We start from the raw sequence: 22,670 nt of genomic DNA, 5'->3' as shown, positions 1-22,670 counted from the left end.
TTGCAAACCCTGTTAACGCTGGCAGCTCTGCCGGCGTTAGCTCCATTTTGTCCATGAGGAAGATGACCATGATGCATGTGTCCAACAGGCAGCGTCAAATTCTGGAGATGCTTCTGAGCCGTAATGGGGAGATCACTGCTAGCGAGATTGCCAGTGAAATCAAGGTGAGTGTAAGAACCGTTCACAGGGAGCTCCCTGAGCTGGAAAAAATGCTGGAAGCGTACGGGATCTCTCTCCTTAAAAAATCCGGCTCCGGTATCCGGCTTCTGGCCGATTCACGCTCGTTGAATGAGCTCAGAGAAAGCCTTTCGTTAACGAGTCAGGCCGGTTATTCCACAGAGGAACGGAAGGTGCTGATTTCGTGCTGCCTGCTTGAATCCGATGAGCCGACGAAACTATTCGCTCTGGCACATGATCTGCGCGTTGCGGTTCCTACCATCGCGAGCGACTTGGATCACGTGGAAAGCTGGGCTGTCAAATATGGATTGACGCTGGTCCGCCGGAGAGGCTTCGGGGTACAGCTGGAAGGACCCGAGTCTATCAAACGCAAGGTCATTTATTTACTGGCCAAGGATCACTTGGATGATTCGGCTATTTTCGGGCATACGGCGGATTTGCCTTCCCCCTCTCCCGTTACGCTGAAGCTCCTCTCGATGGTAGGAAAAGAGAATCTGATGCAGGTGGAGCAAGCGTTGTGGGGACTGGAGGAGCATGGTCTCAATGAATTATCGGAGTCTGGCTATACGGACCTACTGCTTCAATTATCCGTTGCCGTAACACGCATCCGTCAAGGCTATGGCATAGCTCCCACAGACAACATTCATTCTGGCCGCTCTGTAGACGCTGATGCTGATGTGACGGCGCTATACGGGAGGGAACGGGCCATGCTCGCGCATTTGTCCAATGCTCTAAAGCTTTCCCTCTCCCGGGAGGAGGCCATCTATATTTCGGCTCTTCTTCGTGGAGAAAAAACCACGGCTACAAGCCGCCTGCTGCCGCAGGATGACTTCAGCCTGATGGAGACGGTCCGAGGGCTCATTCAGGCCATGGAAGAACGCTGCGGTGCTCCGCTGAGCGAAGACCGCTCTTTAAGAGACGGGCTGCTAAATCACCTGGAACCGGCGCTGCAGCGGATCGCTGACGGCGAGCGCATTCGAAATCCGCTGCTGGCCCAGATCCGGAAGAACTATGAGCAATTGTTCAGCTGGGTACGCCAAGCTGCCGATCACATATTCAAGCACATCGTTATCCCGGATGAAGAGATCGGCTTTCTGGTCATGCATTTCGGCGCTTCCATCGAACGGCTTAAACAGTTGTCTCGCAACGTGAAAGCCATCATCGTATGCACGAGCGGCATCGGCTCCTCCAAGCTGCTCGCCGTACGGCTCGGGAAGGAAATGCCCCAGATCGAGATTATCGATCATGTCAGCTGGTACGAAGCCTCTCGTATACCTGACGGGGCTTATGATCTTATTATTTCAACGGTTGATCTGCCCTTGGAGGCACGCCAATACGTGAAGCTAAGTCCTCTCCTGACCAAAGAAGAAATAGAGAAGCTGCGGCACTATGTGCAGGAGGTCACCCTCAAAAAACCGGCTGAGGCTCATCTAGAGTCATCCTATGAAGTACAGGCTTGGGAGCTTCTACTTCTATTAAATCGATACATGCATGAAATTATTGCCTTGATTGAGCAATTCGAGGTCTTTCCGCTCGAGCCGGCCTTCATGCCCGACGGCCAGCACACGGATTTGCGAGCCACGCTGCACAAGGTATGCGAGGCAGTGAATCAGGATGGAAGCCTCACCCGGATCGAGCCTGTCGTTGAGCTGCTGCTCGAACGGGAACAGCATGGAACCCAGGTGATTCCGGATACCCATTTGGCTTTATTTCACACACGCAGCGAATCTATTCGAAAACCGGTATTGTCGATGTTTCGCTTAAATACACCTTTGGTGCTCCATTCGGAGCACCCTGCCGAAGTAGTCCAGCTGGTGCTGATGCTGGGGCCCCTGGAGCTGGCGAAGGAAAGCCTCGAGGTGCTCAGCGAATTCAGCGCATTGCTGCTGCTGCCTGAGCTGATCACTTTATTGGAGCAGGGCAGTACCCCTGAGATTAAACAATTTTTGTCCAAAGAGCTGCTAAGCTTCTATCTCAATAAAACGGAAATGGGGAGAGTAAACCAATGAGTATTTTGTCCAAAGAAAAAGTAAAATTGAATGCCGCCGCCCATGACAAATTCGAAGCGATCCGCATTGCGGGTCAGCTGCTTGTGGATGCGGGTCACGCAGCACCGGCTTATGTCGATAAGATGATCGAAAGAGAACAAACCCTCTCGACCTACATGGGCGGAGGCTTGGCGATCCCCCATGGAACGAAGGACTCCAAGGAGCTGATCCGCTCCACAGGCTTATCGATCGTGCAATTCCCGCAAGGCGTAGATTTTGGCGACGGTGAGCTGGCGCATCTGGTTATCGGTATTGCCGCGGCAGGAGACGATCATTTGGAAATTTTGACGAATGTAGCAATGATCTGCTCGGATGACGAGAACCTTGAGCGTATTGTGAATGCAGCCAGCGAGGATGAAATGATTGCGATTTTCGAAGGCGGGCTGGAATCATGAGAGCCGTCCATTTTGGTGCAGGGAATATCGGGAGAGGGTTTATCGGGCTGCTGCTGTCCCAGGCAGGCTACGAGGTCTGCTTCATTGATGTGAATGAGTCTCTTGTTTCGCTGCTGCAGCAAAAGGCAGCGTACAAGGTTTCCTTGGCGAATGCAGCCCATGACACGATGCAGGTCCAAGGCGTGACGGCTTTAAACGGCAACGACATCGATCGTGTCGCCGAAGCCGTAGCCGATGCGGATTTGGTGACGACCGCAGTAGGGGTCAATATATTGAAGCACATAGCCGGAGGCATCGCCCAAGGCATCGAGCGGCGGCTGACCCGTTCTCCGCTTCCCCTGCATGTGATTGCATGCGAGAATGCTATTGGCGGCAGTACGCAGCTTAAGGAGCACGTGTACGCCCATTTGAGCGAAGCAGCCCGTAAATCGGCCGATACCCTTATCGCCTTTCCGGATGCTGCCGTCGATCGGATTGTGCCGATTCAGCATCATGAGGACCCTCTGGAAGTGACCGTCGAGCCTTTCTACGAATGGGTCGTTGAGCGTTCAAGCATGCTCCCGGGCGCGGTCGAAATCGGCGGGGTACATTATGTGGATCAGCTTCAACCCTATATTGAACGGAAGCTGTTCACGGTCAACACAGGCCATTGTACCGCAGCCTATCTGGGCTACCTGCACGGCTTCGCTACGATACAGGATGCGATGGCCGATGAGACCATTGCCGCACAGGTGCAGCAGGTGCTCGAGGAAACCGGGGCGATGCTTGTACAAACTTACGGCTTTGATGCCGCAGAGCACTCCCGGTATATCCATAAAATATTGGATAGATTCCGGAATCCTTATTTAACCGATGAGGTTGTCCGCGTAGGGCGTTCTCCGATTCGCAAGCTTTCTCCGAATGACCGCTTGACCCGCCCAGCTCTTCAAGCGTATGCTTTGGGCCTGGAGCCGCAGTATCTGGAGCTGGCTATGGCTTGCGCTCTGCTGTTTGATTACCCGGAGGATCCCGAAGCTGTCGAGCTTCAATCAGCCATTGCGGCGCTTGGCGTCGAACGGGCACTATCGGAATTTACCGGTATCGCGGCAGACCATCCGGTTCATATACAGGTTGTCAATCACTATCACAAGCTGAAACAGCAGGTTCATTCGTCATGAAAGGGGTGCAACACATCATGTCCAACCGTTTAGAAGGAATTGCCGCGTCCCCCGGCATCGCAATAGCTCCGGCCTATGTGTTGAAGCATACGGCCTACGTCCCTACTCGCAGTGCTGCAGAGGACCCCGCTTTTGAAGCACATCGTTTTCGGGAGGCATTGGCGCAGGCCAAGCAGGAGCTCCAATCGATTCGGGATTTGACGGAAGCCCGGCTCGGCGCGCAAAAAGCGGAAATTTTCGAAGCGCATCTGCTCCTCCTGGAGGACCCGGATTTAATCGATGTCGTATTCGAACGGATAGAGAAAGAACGGATCCATGCCGAATTTGCGTTGTATGATGTATCGCAAGGGTTTATCGATATGCTGCTGGCGATGGACAACGAGCTGCTCCGGGAGCGTGCCGCCGACGTTCGCGACGTCTCGGGACGCATGCTAAGCAGACTGCGCGGTGAGGCCTACAGCACGATCTCGGACATTGCCGAGGAAGCTATCGTCATTGCAGAAGATTTGACGCCTTCCGACACGGCGCAGCTCGATCTTCAGGTCGTACGCGGCTTCGTCACGGAAATCGGCAGCCGCACTTCGCACTCCGCCATCATGGCACGCTCCTTAGGTATTCCCGCTATTGTCGGGGCAGGCGAGGAAGTCCGGCAAATCGTTCCCGGCACGACCATCATCCTGGACGCTTCGGAAGGACGCGTGATCCTGGATCCGAGCCCGGAGGAGCTTGATGCCTACCGTCAGAAGAAAGAGCAGTATGACCGCCGGCGAAGCGAGCTGGCGAAGCTGAAGGATCAGCCCACGGCTTCCAAGGACGGGCACACGGTAGAGCTGGCAGCAAATATCGGCAGCACGGAGGACCTGCAAAAGGTGCTCGATAACGGCGCCGAAGGCGTGGGTTTGTTCCGTACGGAGTTTCTGTATATGGGCAGAAGCACCTTCCCTACCGAGGAGGAGCAGTTCAGCGTCTACAAGCATGTGCTGGAAAAAATGGACGGCAAGCCCGTCGTCATCCGAACGCTCGATATCGGAGGTGACAAAGAGCTGTCCTATATGAAGCTTCCCCAGGAAAGCAATCCTTTCCTCGGACTGCGCGCCCTCCGTCTATGCCTGGACCGTCAAGACCTGTTCCGCACACAGCTTCGTGCGCTGCTTCGGGCCAGCCGGTACGGCCTGTTGAAAATCATGTTCCCGATGATCGCCGTACTCGAGGAGCTGGAGGAAGCGAAGCGTCTGCTGCAGGAGGAGAAGGCGAAGCTGCTTCAGGAAGGCCACGCGATCTCGGACAAAATAGAGGTCGGCATGATGATCGAGGTGCCTGCCGCTGCGCTGGCTGCGGACCAGTTCGCGAAGGAAGTGGATTTCTTCAGCATCGGCACGAATGACCTGATCCAATATACGATGGCGGCCGACCGAATGAACGAACAAGTCGCGTACTTGTACCAGCCCTGCCATCCGGCCATTCTTCGCCTGATTCATATGGTGATCCAGGCAGCAGAAGCCGAAGGCCGATGGGTCGGCATGTGCGGAGAAATGGCAGGAGACGAGACAGCGATTCCGCTTCTGCTCGGCATGGGCTTGCATGAATTCAGTATGAGCGCCAGCTCCATCCTGCCGGCTCGTGCCTTGATCCGGGATTTGAATAAAGCGGAGTGGAGTGGCCGTATACCGCAGGTGCTTGCCATGAGAAGTCAGGCCGATATTACCGACTACGTAAATAAGTTCTTAAGGAGTGAAGCTTAACATGATATCCCAAACGTTTACCGTGCTGAATCCATCCGGCTTCCACGCACGTCCGACCAAAATGTTCGTTCAAGCCGCCGCCGCGTTTCCCTGCAAGATCCAGGTTCTAAAAAACGATAAAAAGGTGAACGGAAAAAGCTCTCTAAGCATGCTGACACTTGGCATCGCCGTCAATGATGAAATCACAATTGAGGCGGATGGCGAGCAGGAGGAGCAAGCACTGCAGGAATTAGGCCAGCTGCTTGTCAAAATTTACGAGGAGTAGTCGAGCAAGCTGCTTTGCTCCCGAATTTAATCTCATTTCCGGCCGACGGTTACTTAACCGCGGCTTTTTATTTTTCACACGGCCCAATGATACATTTTGTATAAATTTTATATAAAGGGGATTGATTACAGGAAAATTACGTGCGATAATACTTAAAAAGATACATTTTGTATCTAAAAGTGCAGGAGGGTTACGAATGAGTATTGTAGTAAATCAGATGAACATCGAGGAATTGGATGTGGAATGGACCCAGCTTATTATGACTGCCCGCAGCATGGGTCTCAGCACGGATGATATACGCACGTTCTTACAAAACCCAAGCGCTCTCATAAACTATGAATATGCCAACGAAATCGAGTCTAATCGTCACTAGACCGATTCTTTGTTTTCCATTTATTGAATTCCAGAAACTCACGAAACTGCTGCTTGTCTACACCGGACGTCATAGCTTCCTTAATAATTTGATACCATTCCTGGTCGATATCGGGATCTTCCATAGGGACGCGATCCTCCTGATCGATCAGGCTTTCCATCGGAACGTTCAAAACGGATGCAATCTTTTCAACAAACTGAATGGAAGGATTTTTTTGAATATCCCGCTCCAATTTACTGATATATGACTTCGCCACCCCGGCGCGTTCCGCCAGCTCCGTCAGTGTTATTCCCTTTTCTTTTCTCAGCTGCTGAATCCGTTTACCAATCATGTGGGATCTTCCCTTTTTAACAAAGTATAGTACTAAAGTATTAACATAGTATACCAGAATTCCTCCCATCGAACAATTCATCCGCCAGAGTTGGCCTTCGCACATAACCAAAAATTCCACCATCGGACGTTTCAGTTATGTGCTAGTCAAGGCTACCTTTTCCTCCACCAAGTCATGACCAGCAAAAAAACGAGCGCAGCTGCCGAATCAAGCAGAACATCCCGGATCGACGGGGTTCGGCCTGGGACAAACGATTGGTGCCACTCGTCCAGTCCGGCGAGCACAACAGTGCATGCCCATGCACGGCTTAGGCTTTTGGTTCGAAATATGCGATGCAGCAGCAGGGCCAGCAATCCGAAAATAAGAACATGGACGGCTTTGCGGGCTACAGCATTCACCTCGTACGCAGTGCGCTCATCCAGCCCCGTTACGTGCTGAACTATCGTTTTGGTATGCTCCCCCGTAAAAAACGGAAAAGCCGTCAGCATAAAAAGAATGCCCAATGCAGAGACGAACACCATCCAGCCGAGTCCCAGCTTCGCTTGCTTACTTAACTTTATCATGATGCCACTTAATAAAATCGACGACGATTTTGTATTCATGAATCTGATCCTTGTCGATTCCCGCGTCTTTCAAATCACGTATAAAATCGATCCATTCTTTGTCCAACGGCTGCATCGCAACCGGATCGGCCGCAATTTTCAGCAGCGTTTTGATATCGACATTCAGCACGGCTGCGATTTTCTCCATCACATGAATCGAAGGGTTTTGCTTTAAGTTCCTTTCGATATTGCTTAAATACGACTTGGAAATCCCCGCCCGCTCCGAGAGCTCGGATAGCGTAAATCCCCTTTGTTTACGAATCGACGCAATATTGTTACCGATCATGGTTATCATCACTCCGCATGGATCCCTTAGGAAACGTTCCTTCACTTGGCCTCGGCATACCTTCATTGCTCATCATTCAAATCCTATCCCCCCCGTACCTGTTCTGGATGTCTCTATATATAACCTGTACTTGAATTCAGCTTCTTCTCTTCCCACTCCGGTCAAACAGCTTTCCTAGAATCACCCCCTTATTGTCAGAAAATTGAATACATTGCTCCGCCCCTTCATAAGGATTTATCAAAGAGGTGATGATGCTATGTTTTCACTTGGGATTGAGCTGGTCAAAAAAACCAAACGCGTATATCATCAAATAATGCATACCTACCACAGTATTTTGTATAAGGACTGCTTGAATGAACAGATGAAGCAGCGGTTTTTCCAAAAAATAAAACACCATGAAGAACGCATGGCAGCAACAAAATAATGCGTCGTTACGCCCTTCTGTTCTGCAGTTCTACACGGTCAGGCGTTTCTTTTGGTGCAGGCACTGCTTGATGCAATCGATGATTCTCTCCTGCTCTTCTTCCGTCATTTGAGAGCCTGAGGGCAAACAAATGCCGGTCCGGAACAATTGCTCGGAGACAGATTCACCGCCGCTGCTGTGCGGATAAAATGTAACCGCTTCAAATAATGGCTGCAGATGAAGCGGCTTCCATACCGGGCGGGCTTCGATATTTTGTTCGGCCAATGCTTCGATCCAGTCCGACGGCCCCGTCCCTGTTTCCTGCTCATCGATCGTCAGCGCCGTAAGCCAGCGGTTCGAACGGGTGGCCTCCAATTCCGGCATGAATTGAAGGCCCGGCACATGGGACAATTCCTCATAGTAGCGCCTAAACACGGCTCGGCGGGCAGCCACCCTTTCGTCCAAAACCTCCAGCTGCGCTCTGCCGATACCGGCCAGCACATTGCTCAGCCGATAATTATATCCCGTCTCGCTGTGCTGGTAATGCGGGGCTTGATCCCTGGCCTGCGTAGCAAAAAAACGGGCCTGCTTCAAAGCCTCTGCGTCATTGGAGACGAGCATGCCTCCGCCGGATGTCGTAATAATCTTGTTCCCGTTAAAGGAATAAACGCCGAAATGCCCCAAGGTTCCGCTTGCTTTCCCTTTGTACGTCGAGCCAAGCGATTCGGCGGCATCCTCTATAACCGGGATGCCCAGAGGCTCGCATAAAGCGTTGATCTCATCCATCCTGGCACTTTGGCCGTACAAATTGACCACGATGACGGCTTTGGGCAGCCGCCCCTTGCTCTCGGCATCCTGCAGCGCATGGGCCAATGCCTGAGGAGACATGTTCCACGTCTGGGGCTCCGAATCGATAAATACCGGAGTCGCTCCCATATAGACAATGGGGTTAGCGCTCGCCACAAACGTCAGCGTGGAGCAAAATACCGTATCTCCTGCTTTCACATTCAGCAGCCGGAGCGCCAAATGAATCGCCGCTGTCCCTGAACTCAGTGCGGCCGCGTCCCGGACACCGGCGTAAGCGGCAAGCTCCCGCTCAAATGCATCGACATGCGGTCCGAGCGGCGCGATCCAATTCGTATCAAAAGCGTCATGAATATATGACAGCTCTTTCCCGCTCATGTGCGGGGGGGATAAATAAATTTTGCTAGGATTGGCAGCCATGGTTCCCAATTCACACCCTTTTCCTTAACGAATCAATAATTTGGCAGGCGTACCTACAGCGGTACTATGGGGCGGTATATTCCCAATGACGGCGGCTCCGGCTCCGACGACAGCCCAGGCTCCGATGCTTTTGCCGGGGATAACGACTGCCCCGGCCCCGATCATGGCCCCTTCCCCAACGCTTACCGCCCCGGTAAGCGTAGCCCTTGGCGCTGCATGCACATAGTCATCAAGCCTGCTGTCATGCTCTATGATGGCGCCGGAGTTCACGATAGCATGATGCCCGATTGCGGTATCCGCCTGAACCACCGCATGGGCCATCACCACGGTCCCTCGCCCAAGCGTTGCGCTCGGGCTGACCACAGCGGAAGGATGCACAAGCGTAATATAACGGTCTGCGGGCAGCCCCAGCCTGGACACGATAGTTTGCCGGGTCGCATTATGGCCGACCGCCACGATAAACCGGAGCTCAGGCTCTGACTGAAGCAGCCCGGGCACGCACGATAGAGGACCGGTGCATACATCGCCGTCCTGGGCTTCCGCTTCGTATTTATCATCCAAAATCGCTTGGATCCGATAGCCCGGGATGGAGCGGATCAGATCCGTCACCACTTTACTGTGGCCGCCGTTGCCTATGACGGCGATCTGCATAGTTCAACACATCCGTTTTATACAGATTTGGAGCCGGAGAACCGCTCCATGGTCACGTGATTGGCGTGACTGATTCCTTCGGAGCGCAGTACCTTGGCAAAGGTGAGCGCGAGTATTTTCAAATCAAGGGCAAAGCTTTGATTTTCGGTATACCACACATCCAGCTTGAATTTCTCTTCCCACGAAATCTCATTGCGTCCGTTGATTTGGGCCCAGCCTGTAACACCCGGCCTTACTTGGTGACGTTTGGCCTGTTCTTCCGTGTACAAAGGCAAATACTCCATGAGCAGCGGTCTCGGCCCGACCAGACTGAGATCACCTTTGATCACGTTCAGCAGCTGCAATAATTCATCCAGGCTGTATTTTCTGAGGAATTGGCCGAAGGGCGTCAGCCTGACCGAGTCGGGCAGCGGGTTGCCCTGCGCATCGACCGCATCCGTCATCGTTCTAAATTTGTACAAGTCAAAAGGCTTTCCATGCAAGCCCGGCCGCTGCTGCCTGAAAATAACAGGAGAGCCCAGCTTCCATCTCACCAGCACGGCTACGGCCACAAACACTCCCGCCAGCAGGACCAGCAGCGTCAGAGCCACGAGAAGATCGAAAAGACGTTTCATATCACACCAAACTCCTAATCCTTTTCAACTGAAAAAACTTGAGAGCAAATCATTTCCTCCCCAGGGCGGATATGATTTGCTGCTTGATCTCTTCTATTAGCTCCTTGACTCCGATATTCTCGGACTCGCGGCCTTTTTGATAAGCACTGAGCATAATTTCCTTCATTTCTTGCTGGGTCAGTTCAGAAACCTTCATGGACCTTAACCTCACTTTAGCCATCCGGTGAATTCACGCACCTGCGTGAGCGGATCGTTCCTTCGATCCTTGTTGCCCCGGATTTCTTGAATTTTCACGCTTTTGTGGTCAAAGCAAACATCCCCGCTGCTTCCTTCGCTGCGGGGATGTTATTTGGCTGCGGCATGCGCCTCTTGCATATAGCCGTCAGGATTGGCGGACTGCCACCGCCAGCCATCGATGCACATGTCCTCGATGCCCTTCTCCGCAACCCACCCGAGCTCTCTTTCGGCTTTGGCAGGGTTGGCGTAGCAGATTGCAATATCACCGGCTCTCCGGCCCGAAATCGTATACGGAATACGTCGTCCGGTCACTTTTTCAAAAGCAGCCACAAGCTCCAGTACGCTGTAGCCCCGGCCGGTTCCCAGGTTATAGGCATCCACGCGGGTCTCCGCTATCACTTTATCCAGCGCCTTCAAATGCCCACGGGCCAAGTCAACGGCATGAATATAATCTCTTACTCCGGTTCCGTCCACCGTCGGGTAATCATTGCCGAACACGCGAAGCTCCTTCAGCCTGCCCACGGCAACCTGGGTAATGTACGGCATCAGGTTGTTAGGTATGCCGCTCGGAGCCTCTCCAATCCGTCCGCTCTCATGGGAGCCGATAGGATTGAAGTATCTCAAAATCGCGATGCTCCACAGCGGATCGGAGGCATGCAGATCTCTTAAAATTTCCTCAATCATCAGCTTCGTGCGACCGTAAGGGTTCGTCGCATGGAGTGGCGCATCCTCTGCAATCGGCACCTGCTCCGGCAGGCCGTAGACTGTGGCCGAGGAGCTGAACACCATGCGTTTGACGCCGTACTTCTGCATTACCTTACATAGAATCAGCGTTCCTGTGATATTGTTATGATAATACCAGAGCGGGAGACTGACGGATTCCCCTACAGCCTTCAATCCGGCGAAGTGGATCACCGCTTCGATGTGATTGTACAGAAATACTTTATCCAGCTCGATAGAATCCAGCAGATCTACTTCATAGAACTTGAAATCTTTGCCCGTAATCTCCTTCACCCGTCTGAGTGACTCCACGCTGCTGTTATGAAGGTTGTCCACGACTACGATCTCGTAGCCCGCATTTAACAATTCGACGCAGGTATGACTTCCGATATAGCCTGATCCTCCGGTGACCAATATCGCCATTTGCTTCGCCTCCTGTTATCGGTTTTGCAATACTTTGCGCATCAAGGAGATGCCTTTGGGGCCTATGATCCGGCTGACAATCCGCTTGAAGTAACCCCGCACCCGCACGCTTGCAGGCAGCCAGGATTGGATAAAATGATGGATCGTGTAGCTGTCCTTCGTGCGGTAGTTGCCACCGTTGATGTAATCGTAAGGGCTGAAATACGTCCGCGGATAAAAAACAACGCCGTTTTGCAGCACCTGGTATTGGCCGTTCGCGACCAGCCCCCATTGACTGCAAATCCGTGTAATGATGTTGGTATTGGTGGTCATGTCATACGTCCCATCGTCCTTGATGAAGCTTTTATCCTTGTAATAGTCCAGCAGCTCCTGGATCCAGGCATGACCGGCAACGGCACCCATCGTACCTGACTGCAAATAAACCTCATCTTCGAATCCGGAGAAGGCTTCGTGGGCCAGAAAACGATCCAACGATTGGATCACCTCCACATCCGTATCCATGTAGATCCCGCCGTAATGATACAACGCGTATAGTCTTACATAATCGCTGACAAACGCGTATTTCCGCGCCTCGTAGGCTTGCTTCACATAGGGGATGGAATCAATATTGAACACATCCTCGTTCCATTCCATCAGCTTGTAATCCGGCAAATGCTTCCTCCAGCTCTTGATGCACTTTTGAATTTTGGGGGATTTCGGCCCTCTGCCGAACCAGCAGTAATGGATGACCTTCGGAATTTTGTTCTCAACCGTCACACGCTCACTCCTTTCATTCATTCGGCGATTCCGCCCGCTAGAACTTGAGATAATCGCTCTCGTACCAGATGCCTAAGCTGAATACATTCTCGTAAAAGTAATAAATAAAATAACAGATCAGAATAAGGTAGTAGATGATCTTCCTCTCTCTGGATACGAACAGCTGGACGATCCACGACATCAGCAGCGGGCTGTACAGCCCGAAATAAAACGTAAACCGGGCAAAAATCCAGTTTTGCGTCGAAATAATCATGAACACGAAAGCAATCAGCGCCATGTTCACCACATAGTCGCTCTGGGGAAACAGCTCCCGCAGCTTATTCCTCCCCAGGAAGGCAAAAATAACGGGAACACCCCACACCGCAACCCGAAGGATGTTCGTTCCGCCCTCGGAGAAGTTCTTATAATCGCTGTACTGGCTATTCTCCAATACAGAGAACAGAGCGGACGAAAATTGATTGAAGCCGATCACGATCATAATGGACATGACCAGCAGGATACTCGTTGTCCAGGACCATGCTTTTCTTCTGACAATGAAATAGATGGGAATCAGGATCAGCGCACTTTGGTGAAACTGGGCCGCCAGCAGCACGACCAGCATATATTTTTTCCAATTGCCGTTAAAAATGTATTTCGTCGCTGCGAAAGCGATGGCTGCCGCCAAAAATTGGCGAATCCCGTTCATGGACATGAGAAACATGCCGCTCGTAATATACACATACAGGCTCAGCTCAAACAGCTTGGAATATTTATAGTAAGTGATGAAAACAAGTACATTGGTTAGCAGCGCTACGACAAACACCAGAATCTGGGGATCGCTGGATATCGTTTGCAGCAGCATTTGAAACACGTTAAAGCCAATGTCCTTTTGGCCCACGAGGCTTTCGAGGTTGTAGTTGTTTTGCGCGTAGGAATACATATAGAAGTAGGTATCCCCAATGTTTTTGCGCAGCCCGGCAACCAGCACCATACTGATCAAGGCAACTAGGGCAAACAGCACGTTCGGCCTTGCAGGAGCTAAGGCGGGTTGATTTTTCACAAACCATCTGGAGCATAAAGAGAACACATACACAACACATATATTCATATAAAAAATAGCCAAAGCGCTCCAATCCCTTCGTTACCAACCGTTAAAGAGCAGGATTATCCTTATTCGTTCTCTTGATTACCGTGTCACCGTGGATTTGCTGGTCGTCCGAATGTACCAGTACAGCAGCACGCCGAACGGCGCCGCAACGACCGTCGCCCATTTGCACGGAGACTCAACGATAAATTTGTAATTTCTAATCATCAGACTGCCCGAAACGTAGTGGATCGACTCTCTGAGCTTATCTTTGAGGGTTGGGGCGAATTTCATCGCGACTTTGCGAAAAAATAAAAACCCGTTCGGGTTTCGTTTGTACTGCTTGATCATGTTCATGCTCGATCCGTCCGCCAAATATTCGACATGGCAAAGAACCTCATTCATCAACAACAGCGGAAACTGCTGATCAATCAGGATGTATTTGTAGCTTAAGGGACAATATTTCTCCCCCGGGTAAATCGGATAGGGCGGGCACTGGCGCGTTACCTCGGAGCGGTATACAAGCTTTTTGTCGCCCTTCACCTTGTGGACTGCATAGAGCTCCGACAGGGTGGAGGCCTTCAGGCGATCCGGCATCATCGTCCCTATGATTGTCCCGTCAGGGGCTGCATCCAGCCCTGCGATACCTGCGTATTGATCACTGCCGTGCTGTTTCCAGAACGTCACGATTTTTTCCACCGCATCATCCGCCATATAATCATCCGAATCAATACATACATTCAGCTCCGTATCGATTCGCTCATACGCGGTATTGTGCGCTCCGTGCATGCCTTGATTGTCCTGGTAGCAATAACGGATGGGAACCTGCCCCTCGGCCATCCAGCCTTGAACCAGCCGTTCGGTCCCGTCCGTAGAGCCGTCGTCAATAATGAGCCATACGAAATCCTTGCAGGTTTGTCTTTTCAAGCTTTCGTAGCATAAATGCAGCGTGTACGCCCGATTGAAAGTCGGGGTGAACACGGTCAAGGTATACGTCATAACCCACCCTCCGCCTGATTAAGCTTTGCTTTGTCTGCACCTTTACAGCGCATGGTCCAAATAATAGTCCGCCAGCCACCTCGTCATTGTGCCGGTGTCGTAGCCCCCGGCTCTCAGCAGCTCCGCCGTATCCTGATGCTCGCAGCTGGTGGTCGCAATCCGTGCTGCCCAAACGTCGGCCGGCTCCTTCAAGCTGATGAACTGCACGCGTCCGGTCACGTCCGATTCCTTCGTAATCGCATCCGAGACGATACAGTTCAAGCCGGCTGCCTGCGCCTCAACCAGTACGACGGGCAAGCCTTCGAACAAGGAGGGAAACAAGAACAGGTCCATCCCCTGCATAAGCTCAGGTATATCCTCCCGGACCCCTAGGAACCGGATACTATCGGACAGGCCCAGTTGTGTCGCCTTCTTCTCCATATCCTTGCGCAGCACCCCCTCGCCAGCCAATACCAGCAGCGAATCCGGACGGCGTTCGTGAACGGCCCGGAACACGTCCAGGAGGAACGTATGGTTTTTCTGCTTGTTGAATCGCCCGACATGGCCCAGCACCAGCCTGGAGCCGGCCTGCCATTCGTCCCGGATCCGGCGTCTGACTTCGGGATCATACTTGAAGCTGTCTACATGGACGGCATTGTTCAAAACCGTCACCCGCTTGGCAGCCGTCAGCTCCTTTCCAAACAGCCATTGTCCCGCATGGGAAGAGCAGGCAAAAAACTGGTTCGGGTTATCCTTCATCGCCATCCTCGCGTACAACCGGAACGGCAGCTTCAAATCCAGCCCCAGATCGCTTAAATGGCTGTGCGCGATACGGCATGGCACCCCGGCCCGCTTCGCCGCCCGAAGCACGAAGCTGCTGTTCTCGTTAATATGCGAATGGACGATGCGGTACTCCGGATGCTCAGTGAAAAATTGATCCAGCAGCTTGAAATAATGCCGATAGTTGCCGGGCCGGATTTGGGGCATTCTGTAGATGCGCCCCCCAAGGCTTATAATTTCTTCATCGTAATGGCCCGGTTCAGCGCGATGAACCATGAAGTCAAACTGAATCCGGCTCCGGTCCATCTGCCTGTAATAATTCATCAGCATCGTTTCCAGTCCGCCACGATTCATAATCGTAACAATTTGCAGCACACGAACGGGTTCCAGAACGTATCCCTCCTATTTCACTGTCTTTCTTAGCCATTCGATCCCGAGCAGCATGCAATAAAATCCAACGACGAATCGGAGCTTCGCGCAGCCGTAGAAAATCTTCCATACAGCCGAGCAGTAGGCCGTCTCAAACTGCCGGAAGGAATGCCGGATACGCTGGTCGTTCAAAATTCCGCTGAGCTTCCGCAGCTTCGCCGGAACCGATGCGTGATTGCTGATGCTGATTGTATTGAGGCCAAGCCCCAGCGTATTTAAGCAAATCCGGTTATTCAGCGCCTTATAGTAGTCGTCTGACAGCTCCCGCTCCTGCAAAAACCGCTCCATAAATCCATACAGCCGAAACCACTTCTCCTTCAGGTCCGGCTTGTAGCCCGAGGTGACGGACGCCGCATGAGCCCGCCAGTAATGGTAATAAGGCTTATTGAGCATCACAAACTTGCGCGTATGATAAAAAGCATGAACATTAAATAAGGAATCCTCGTTCGTTCCAACCACCTGAAGGTCCATAAACTCCAGCTGATGCTCAAGGATCAGGTCGGCTCTGTACAGCTTGGACCACACCGTCCCCCAGGCATCCAAATATTCCGGATTGGCGATTTCCTCCTGGAGCGGACCGATGAGACGACGCAGCATCTTCGTCTGCACTTCTTCGTCACAGTAGCTCAGCTTCTCGGGAAGGTCGAACTTCTTCTCTTTGGCATGGGTGCCAAACTCGCGGACATACGTGCACATCACGATATCCGCCTGCTCGCTTACAGCGGTCCCATACAAGGCCTCATACATGCCGGTATCGACCCAATCGTCCGGATCGACAAAGCCGATGTAGTCTCCCGACACCCTGCGTAGTGCAGCATTGCGCGCAGAGGAGACGCCTCCGTTAGCTTGATGAATCGCTACAATCCGCTTATCCTGAGCAGCGTATTGATCGAGGATAGCGCCGGAACGGTCTGTGGAGCCGTCATTTACCGCAATCACCTCAATCTCCTTGAGCGTTTGCTGCAGCAAGCTGTCCAAACACCGTCCCAAATAGGCCTCAATATTATATATAGGCACGACGATACTTACTTTCGGTTTCATTCTTATCCTCCAATAAGTAGTGCGTATAAATTCCGGTTAGCTCCCGGCCAACCTGCTCCAGCGAATATTTCGTGATCAGCCGTCTATTCTCCAAGCCAAGTTGCCGACGCAGCCTTTGGGACTGGGCTAGCTCCCGCAGCCTTGCGGCAAAGTTCCCGGTATCGAGTCCTTGAATGACATAACCGTTCACCTGATGCTTGATCAGCTCGGAATGGCCTCGATTCTCCGTTGCCACAACGGGCAGGCCGCATGCCATTGCCTCCATAATGTTGACCGGGAGTCCTTCACGCAGACTGGTCGACACCGCGATATCGCACAAGGGCAGCAGCCTGTCGATATCGTTGCGGTAGCCGAGGAACTCCACCATGCTCCCGACCCCCAAGCTTACGGCCAGCTCACGGCAGCTTTGCTGTAAGGGACCGGCTCCAGCCAGCAGCAGCTTCGCCTGCGGGACCTCATCCTTTATCAGGGCAAGCGCATGAATCAGCAGCTGCTGGTTTTTATTCCTGTTGAATTCCGCCGCATAAAACATCAAAAAATCATCCGACTTGTAGCCCAGACGATTTCGCTCTTCATATTTGGCCGACTCCGGCAGCGGTTTGAAACGTTCTGTATCCACACCGACGCCATGAACCCGTTCAATGCGTTCGGACCGGAATCGCCGGCGCACCGCGAGCTTATAGTCTTCCTCGTTAATTGTAATCAGACAATGGGTCACATAAGACAACAGCTTCTCGATCGGGTAATAGACGAGCCAGTTCAACAGCGGAGCCCCCTTGCAAAAGTGAAAGCCGTGGGCTGTATAGATCACCTTCGTCCCGCGCTTCCTCGCTTTGCGTGCTGCCAAGCGGGCCAGTACGCCGCCCATCGGCGTATGACAGTGGAGCATGTCGAAGCCATGGTGCTCGATGATCGACTTCAGCTCATGATAAGCCTTCTTGTTCAACCATTTGAAGGGTGATCTCTGAATCGGCAGCACATGCCTCTGATCGACGTAAGGCAGCTCCATCGTGCCATTGGCCGCCACATGCACTTCCCAGCCCTGCTCCTGAAACCATTTCATATAGGGAAGATGGAATGCTTTAAAGTGGACATCCATCGTCGCGCAAAACAGCACTTTCTTCTTCATCTGCGCGCCCACCTACTTAATTAACTCTTTCTCCATAAGCCTGGAGAGATAATGCAGCAGCCCGTATCTTAAATCCTCCCGCTGCAGCGCATATTCGATAGTCGTTTGGATAAAGCCCATTTTCTCGCCGACGTCATAACGGATCCCTTCAAAGTCATAGGCGTAGACCGCTTCATGCCGGTTCAGCTCCTCGATTCCGTCGGTCAGCTGAATTTCACCGCCTGCTCCAGGCCTCTGATTCCCCAGGATCTCAAAAATCCGCGGCGTCAAAATATACCGTCCGAGTATCGCAAGGTTCGAAGGAGCCTCTTCCTTCTTCGGCTTCTCCACCAAGTGGTTGATGCTGTATAGACGCTCGCCCAGCCCGACACCGTCGACAATCCCGTATCGGGACACATCGTCGTCCGAGACGTGCTGCACTCCGATAATTGAAGAGCTATAGCGCTCAAACTGCTCGATCATTTGCTTCAGGCACGGCTTCTCGGCCCGGACAATATCATCGCCCAGCAGCACGGCAAAGGGCTCATCGCCGATAAAATTGCGCGCGCACCAGATCGCGTGCCCCAGGCCCTTCGGTTCCTTTTGCCGAATATAGTGAATGTCCACCATGTTCGACGATTTTTGAACCTCGCTGAGCAGGTCGAACTTTTGCTTCTCCATCAGGTTCTGCTCCAGCTCAAAGGAGCTGTCGAAATGGTCCTCAATCGCCCGCTTGCCCTTACCTGTAACAATAATAATATCTTCAATCCCGGACTCAATCGCTTCCTCAACAATATATTGAATGGTCGGCTTGTCTACGATGGGCAGCATCTCTTTAGGCATTGCCTTGGTTGCAGGAAGGAACCGGGTTCCGAGTCCCGCCGCCGGAATAATTGCTTTTCTTACTTTCATCGTGTATTACACTCCTTTTTAACCAATTGAAATCAATTTTTTGGACATCGGGATGACATGGTTGCTGTTAGCCAAATTCAACAGCTGCTCCCTCAAGCTCGCCCTATCCAGTGTGGCGTAAATGGATATCATTTTTTTGATTTCTTCCATGTATAAGTCTGCCGTCTTGCCGATATAAATTTTCGGATAGACCTGCTGTTCATTCACCTCGTTCGCCTTGAGCAGCTCCTCGAACAGCTTCTCCCCTGGCCGCATGCCGGTAAATTCAATACCGATATCTTCAATAGAATGGCCGGACAGCCTAATTAAATTTCGGGCCAGGTCAACGATTTTCACCGGCTCACCCATGTCCAGCACGAAGATTTCCCCACCTCTGGCCAGAGAACCGGCTTGAATGACCAAGCGGGAGGCCTCCGGTATCGTCATAAAGTACCGAATCATCTCCGGATGCGTAACGGACACCGGGCCGCCCTTCTCAATCTGCTGCTTGAACCGCGGAATAACGCTGCCCCGGCTGCCGAGCACATTGCCGAAACGGACCGCTACGAACTTCGTATCGCTGTTCCGGTCCATATCCTGAATGATCATCTCGGCCAGCCGCTTGGTCGCCCCCATGACGCTGGTCGGGTTGACCGCCTTATCCGTCGAGATCATGACGAACGTATCGACGCCGTACTTGCTCGCCGCCCTGGCTACATTCATCGTGCCGATGACGTTATTTTTGACGGCCTCCTCCGGGTTGCGCTCCATCAGAGGCACATGCTTATGTGCAGCGGCATGATAGACGACAGCCGGACGATGACGGTTCATAATCGCATTGATTTTGGTTCCGTCCTGGATATCTGCAATCTCGGTAATCAGCTCCATAGGCATATGCCCGTAAGTATCTCTCAATTCCATTTCGATGGAATAGATGCTGTTCTCCCCATGCCCAAGCAAAATCAATTTCAGAGGCGCGAACTTCGCCACCTGACGGCATATTTCCGAGCCGATCGAGCCGCCGGCACCGGTGACCAAGACCACCTTTTGCGAGATGTAGCCCGAGATGCTTTCAATGTCCAGCTCCACCGGCTCCCTGCCCAATAAATCCTCCACCTGCACATCGCGGAATTGATTTACCGACAGCTTCCCTGTCACAAGGTCCTCGAGCATCGGCAATATTTTCGTTTTGACCTTCGTCTTGGCGCATTCCTGGAATATCGTGTTGAGCTCTTTCTTGCCGAGGGAAGGTATGGCGATGACGATATAGTCAATGTTATATTCCTCCACAGCCCATTGCAGCTTGTCGATGCCTCCGATAACGGGCAGGCCCAAAATGTCCAAATGCTGCTTTTTGACGTTATCGTCAATGAAAGCAACGGGCAGCAATTCCGCGTCGTTGTTCTTGCTCAGCTGCCGGACCACCATGGTTCCTGCCGAGCCGGCACCGATGATCAAGGTCCGTTTCTTATGGTCGGCCTTCCTGATGTACGTATCCCTCAGAAGCCTCCAGCAAAAGCGGGAACCGCCGATCAGCAGCATGTGAAGCATCCAGGTGACCGCAAGAAGCCTGAAGTAAATATCTTGAACAATGATCTCCTGCATAACGGCTGCCGCAGCAATGGAGAACGTCACCGCTTTGAGAATAAACAGAAGCTCCCCGATACTGGCGTATTCCCACGCTTTGCGGTACAGCTTGTAAATCATCGAAAACGCGTGATGACTGAGCAGCAAAGTAATAGAACTGACGACCAACGGAAAAGTAATCACGTGGAGATCGGCACTTAACAAAAACCTGCTGAAGAAAATGGAGGTCAATACAATGCATGAATCAGCCATAATGAGTATGGATAACCTTTGACGGTATGACAAAAACATTCACCCTCTCAATAAAGTTCTTAAGTATAAGGCCTTTGCAGCAAAGACCATATAATTAAACACTTTAATGTGTTAAGGGCATCGAACCCCTCCTCACACCACACCTTTGACGACTCGCGTCTAAGGTCTTTTTCAACCCACAGCATGGTCGAGTGCCTCCCTTGATAACGGCCAGGAGACATCACCGGAACTCTCGTTCAACAATATATGCAGTCTTAAGGTTCTTTATTAAGAACGTTTATGCAAAAAAAATTTGTTCATGCGACAAAATAGGTACGTGAGTTCAACTTTCGCTTGGAACATACGATTGGGGTCATCAAGTGAGCTCTAAGGGGCAAAATCATGGAGAATCGTGCGAATTTTGGTGATTTCTCACCCGGACGTTCTTTATAAAGAACATGTAAACAAAAAAATAATAGGCGTTTTTCTCACCTCTTGTTTTTATTGTAGTTCTTTATAAAGAATGTGTCAATACTAAATACCTAGTTTCCTTGGAATTCGATTGTCGTATGCGTCTGAGGCCTTATTCTACCGAAGAAACGTCCCTTTCGGCCACTCTTCTGAACCGCTTCAGCAAACCGCCGGCAAGCTGCACAGCGATCCCGAGAAGGTACTTGAATTCGTCCGTCTTATAAAATAACACGGCATACACGACATTCGGCACAACCAGGGCAACCAGACCTCTGCCGGCAAGGCCCCATACCGTGACCGCCGGAATGAGACTGCATAATACGCTCGTTCCGATACAAGCTCCCGCCGCAACGGCAGTGTAATACAAATAGCGGGTGTAGTAATGCCGCAAGGGCTTCTGGAATACATGCTTATACACCAGATACGGCGTCGTCCAGAACGGCATAGCCAAGGCGCTGATTAACGTTCCCAGAAACACGCCCACAATCCCGATGTGCTGCACAAGAACAATCGAGAATACAAGATTGATGGCAGCCTGGACAAGCGGAACATACCGGTCTTCGTGAAATATACCTGCAGTCGTTTTGACCGTACTGATCGAATTACGCATGCCCCGCTCATAAAAGGTGACGGCTAATACAATCAGCACGATCGGCTCCATCAAAAATTGCGGTCCGAGCCACAGCGTAATAAAGGGCTCAATAAGAATGTACAAGCAGATGGAGCAAAAGGAGTACAGCCAAAAGTTGAGAAATAAGGTCACTTTGTACACGCTGTAGATTTTGTCCTTGCTCTCCTTCGCTACCAGGTTGCCCACGCTGTGATAGATGTTGTTAAACACTTGATTGATAAACGTCCTGCAAATATCGATCAGCATATTGTAATTCGAATACAAGCCGACGGCCGCTATGCTGACATAGGTCGAAATAATAATATTGTCGGTACCGAAAATAAGGTAGGTGCCTACATTTTGCAATACGATCGCTTTGACGTTCTTGATGATGTTGCTTTTGGTTGCGGCATCCAGGGCGGCCGTCACCTTTTCCTTAAGAAAAGGGTACATCCGGTCAACGATGAAGGACAAAATAACACTGTTCGCTATCGTGATGAAGCTGTCAATAATCAAATATAAAATATAATTTTGCGTAGCATACAAAATCGCGATTTTCAGGCACATCGACAAAATGGACGAAACCGAGAACACCCCGGTGATGATATAGCCTTTCTGCGAAACGTTCAGGAACGAGCTTTTATGCTGGAAAAAATACGGCGTTACCGTGTTGATCAGAAAAACAAGATAAATCAGGTGAAGGTGCTCCACCGTCGTATCCTTTACAACATGATTCAGAAAAGGCATCACGGAAAGCCCCAGCAGCAGCACAATTAAGGCTATGACGAGATACGCCTTTTTATACAGCTTCATGAGCATCAGAATCTTTTCTTTATCCTGCTCCGCTACAGGCTTATACAAATTGTAGATAATGCTGGAGCCAATCCCCGCTTCGGCAAGGGACAGCATGGCGAGAATGTTCGTGAATAGCCCGTTGACCCCTAAATATTCGATGCCCAGCGTCTGAATGAATACGGTCCGCGAGAAAAAGCTCAGCAGCGTAATAATGAGCTGGTTGCCCAGTCCAACCGAAATGTTGATGATGGAATGCTTGGTTCTCATGGCCTGCCTCCGCCT

The 22,670-nt window shown here is 51.5% G+C and carries 23 protein-coding genes; 6 read left to right on the top strand and 17 right to left on the bottom strand.

Going from position 1 to position 22,670, the window contains the following annotated elements; genetic code table 11:
• Positions 1-68 precede the first annotated feature (68 nt).
• The 6 genes from CF651_RS16735 (at position 69) to CF651_RS16710 (ending at position 6,157) form a co-directional block, all read left to right on the top strand.
• Positions 69-2,186 (top strand): BglG family transcription antiterminator, encoded by a 2,118-nt coding sequence (locus tag CF651_RS16735; RefSeq protein WP_179232848.1) that lies wholly within the window; start codon positions 69-71, stop codon positions 2,184-2,186.
• Entirely contained in the window at positions 2,183-2,620 is a 438-nt protein-coding gene (locus CF651_RS16730; RefSeq protein WP_094016003.1) for a PTS mannitol transporter subunit IIA, read from the top strand. Before CF651_RS16735 ends, CF651_RS16730 begins: the two co-directional genes overlap by 4 nt.
• Positions 2,617-3,777 (top strand): mannitol-1-phosphate 5-dehydrogenase, encoded by a 1,161-nt coding sequence (locus CF651_RS16725; protein WP_094016002.1) that lies wholly within the window; start codon positions 2,617-2,619, stop codon positions 3,775-3,777. Before CF651_RS16730 ends, CF651_RS16725 begins: the two co-directional genes overlap by 4 nt.
• 17 nt (positions 3,778-3,794) lie before the next feature.
• On the top strand, positions 3,795-5,519 hold the full coding sequence (gene ptsP / locus CF651_RS16720) for a phosphoenolpyruvate--protein phosphotransferase (RefSeq protein ID WP_094016127.1): 1,725 nt from the start codon (positions 3,795-3,797) through the stop codon (positions 5,517-5,519).
• 1 nt (position 5,520) lies between these two features.
• Positions 5,521-5,784, top strand: a complete 264-nt coding sequence (locus CF651_RS16715; RefSeq protein ID WP_094016001.1) for an HPr family phosphocarrier protein — start codon at positions 5,521-5,523, stop codon at positions 5,782-5,784.
• A 196-nt stretch (positions 5,785-5,980) separates the two neighbouring features.
• Complete coding sequence (locus CF651_RS16710; protein ID WP_094016000.1) at positions 5,981-6,157, top strand: anti-repressor SinI family protein; 177 nt, start codon at positions 5,981-5,983, stop codon at positions 6,155-6,157.
• Here CF651_RS16710 and CF651_RS16705 read toward each other — a convergent pair.
• The 17 genes from CF651_RS16705 to CF651_RS16630 all read right to left on the bottom strand — a co-directional run bounded on the left by CF651_RS16705 (position 6,144) and on the right by CF651_RS16630 (position 22,655).
• On the bottom strand, positions 6,144-6,488 hold the full coding sequence (locus CF651_RS16705; RefSeq protein ID WP_094015999.1) for a helix-turn-helix domain-containing protein: 345 nt from the start codon (positions 6,486-6,488) through the stop codon (positions 6,144-6,146). The genes CF651_RS16710 and CF651_RS16705 overlap by 14 nt on opposite strands.
• 152 nt (positions 6,489-6,640) lie before the next feature.
• Positions 6,641-7,051, bottom strand: a complete 411-nt coding sequence (locus tag CF651_RS16700; RefSeq protein ID WP_179232847.1) for a VanZ family protein — start codon at positions 7,049-7,051, stop codon at positions 6,641-6,643.
• Positions 7,035-7,376, bottom strand: coding sequence for an XRE family transcriptional regulator (locus tag CF651_RS16695; RefSeq protein WP_094015997.1), 342 nt, complete (start codon positions 7,374-7,376; stop codon positions 7,035-7,037). Before CF651_RS16695 ends, CF651_RS16700 begins: the two co-directional genes overlap by 17 nt.
• Positions 7,377-7,830: 454 nt before the next feature.
• Positions 7,831-9,003 carry a DegT/DnrJ/EryC1/StrS family aminotransferase gene (locus CF651_RS16690; RefSeq protein WP_094016126.1) on the bottom strand — a complete coding sequence of 391 codons (1,173 nt, stop codon included), beginning with the start codon at positions 9,001-9,003 and terminating at the stop codon, positions 7,831-7,833.
• Positions 9,004-9,027: 24 nt separating this feature from the next.
• Complete coding sequence (locus CF651_RS16685) at positions 9,028-9,654, bottom strand: acetyltransferase (RefSeq protein ID WP_094015996.1); 627 nt, start codon at positions 9,652-9,654, stop codon at positions 9,028-9,030.
• A 17-nt stretch (positions 9,655-9,671) separates the two neighbouring features.
• A complete protein-coding gene (locus CF651_RS16680; protein WP_094015995.1) occupies positions 9,672-10,268 on the bottom strand; it encodes a sugar transferase in 597 nt (198 codons plus the stop codon).
• Between the two features lie 49 nt (positions 10,269-10,317).
• The gene (locus tag CF651_RS32320) at positions 10,318-10,464 is read right to left on the bottom strand and encodes a YwzD family small protein (protein ID WP_179232846.1); all 147 of its coding nucleotides are present in this window, start codon (positions 10,462-10,464) and stop codon (positions 10,318-10,320) included.
• 149 nt (positions 10,465-10,613) lie between these two features.
• On the bottom strand, positions 10,614-11,648 hold the full coding sequence (gene galE / locus CF651_RS16675) for a UDP-glucose 4-epimerase GalE (protein ID WP_094015994.1): 1,035 nt from the start codon (positions 11,646-11,648) through the stop codon (positions 10,614-10,616).
• Between the two features lie 15 nt (positions 11,649-11,663).
• A complete protein-coding gene (locus CF651_RS16670) occupies positions 11,664-12,425 on the bottom strand; it encodes a glycosyltransferase family 32 protein (RefSeq protein ID WP_094015993.1) in 762 nt (253 codons plus the stop codon).
• A 16-nt stretch (positions 12,426-12,441) separates the two neighbouring features.
• Entirely contained in the window at positions 12,442-13,506 is a 1,065-nt protein-coding gene (locus tag CF651_RS16665; protein WP_094015992.1) for an EpsG family protein, read from the bottom strand.
• Positions 13,507-13,569: 63 nt separating this feature from the next.
• Entirely contained in the window at positions 13,570-14,466 is an 897-nt protein-coding gene (locus CF651_RS16660) for a glycosyltransferase family 2 protein (protein ID WP_094015991.1), read from the bottom strand.
• A 42-nt stretch (positions 14,467-14,508) separates the two neighbouring features.
• Entirely contained in the window at positions 14,509-15,600 is a 1,092-nt protein-coding gene (locus tag CF651_RS16655) for a glycosyltransferase family 1 protein (protein WP_245855962.1), read from the bottom strand.
• Positions 15,601-15,627: 27 nt separating this feature from the next.
• Positions 15,628-16,695: a glycosyltransferase gene (locus CF651_RS16650; protein WP_094015989.1), complete on the bottom strand. Its 1,068-nt coding sequence runs from the start codon at positions 16,693-16,695 to the stop codon at positions 15,628-15,630.
• Entirely contained in the window at positions 16,658-17,824 is a 1,167-nt protein-coding gene (locus CF651_RS16645; RefSeq protein ID WP_094015988.1) for a glycosyltransferase family 4 protein, read from the bottom strand. Before CF651_RS16645 ends, CF651_RS16650 begins: the two co-directional genes overlap by 38 nt.
• Before the next feature lie 12 nt (positions 17,825-17,836).
• The gene (gene galU, locus CF651_RS16640; RefSeq protein ID WP_094015987.1) at positions 17,837-18,715 is read right to left on the bottom strand and encodes a UTP--glucose-1-phosphate uridylyltransferase GalU; all 879 of its coding nucleotides are present in this window, start codon (positions 18,713-18,715) and stop codon (positions 17,837-17,839) included.
• A gap of 18 nt (positions 18,716-18,733) precedes the next feature.
• Positions 18,734-20,566: a polysaccharide biosynthesis protein gene (locus CF651_RS16635; protein ID WP_094016125.1), complete on the bottom strand. Its 1,833-nt coding sequence runs from the start codon at positions 20,564-20,566 to the stop codon at positions 18,734-18,736.
• Positions 20,567-21,095: 529 nt separating this feature from the next.
• Entirely contained in the window at positions 21,096-22,655 is a 1,560-nt protein-coding gene (locus CF651_RS16630; protein ID WP_094015986.1) for an MATE family efflux transporter, read from the bottom strand.
• Positions 22,656-22,670 lie beyond the last annotated feature (15 nt).

Origin of the sequence: Paenibacillus rigui (assembly GCF_002234615.1) — a bacterium.
Taxonomy (GTDB): Bacteria; Bacillota; Bacilli; order Paenibacillales; family NBRC-103111; genus Paenibacillus_S; species Paenibacillus_S rigui.
This window is presented reverse-complemented; position numbering and strand designations above follow the sequence as displayed.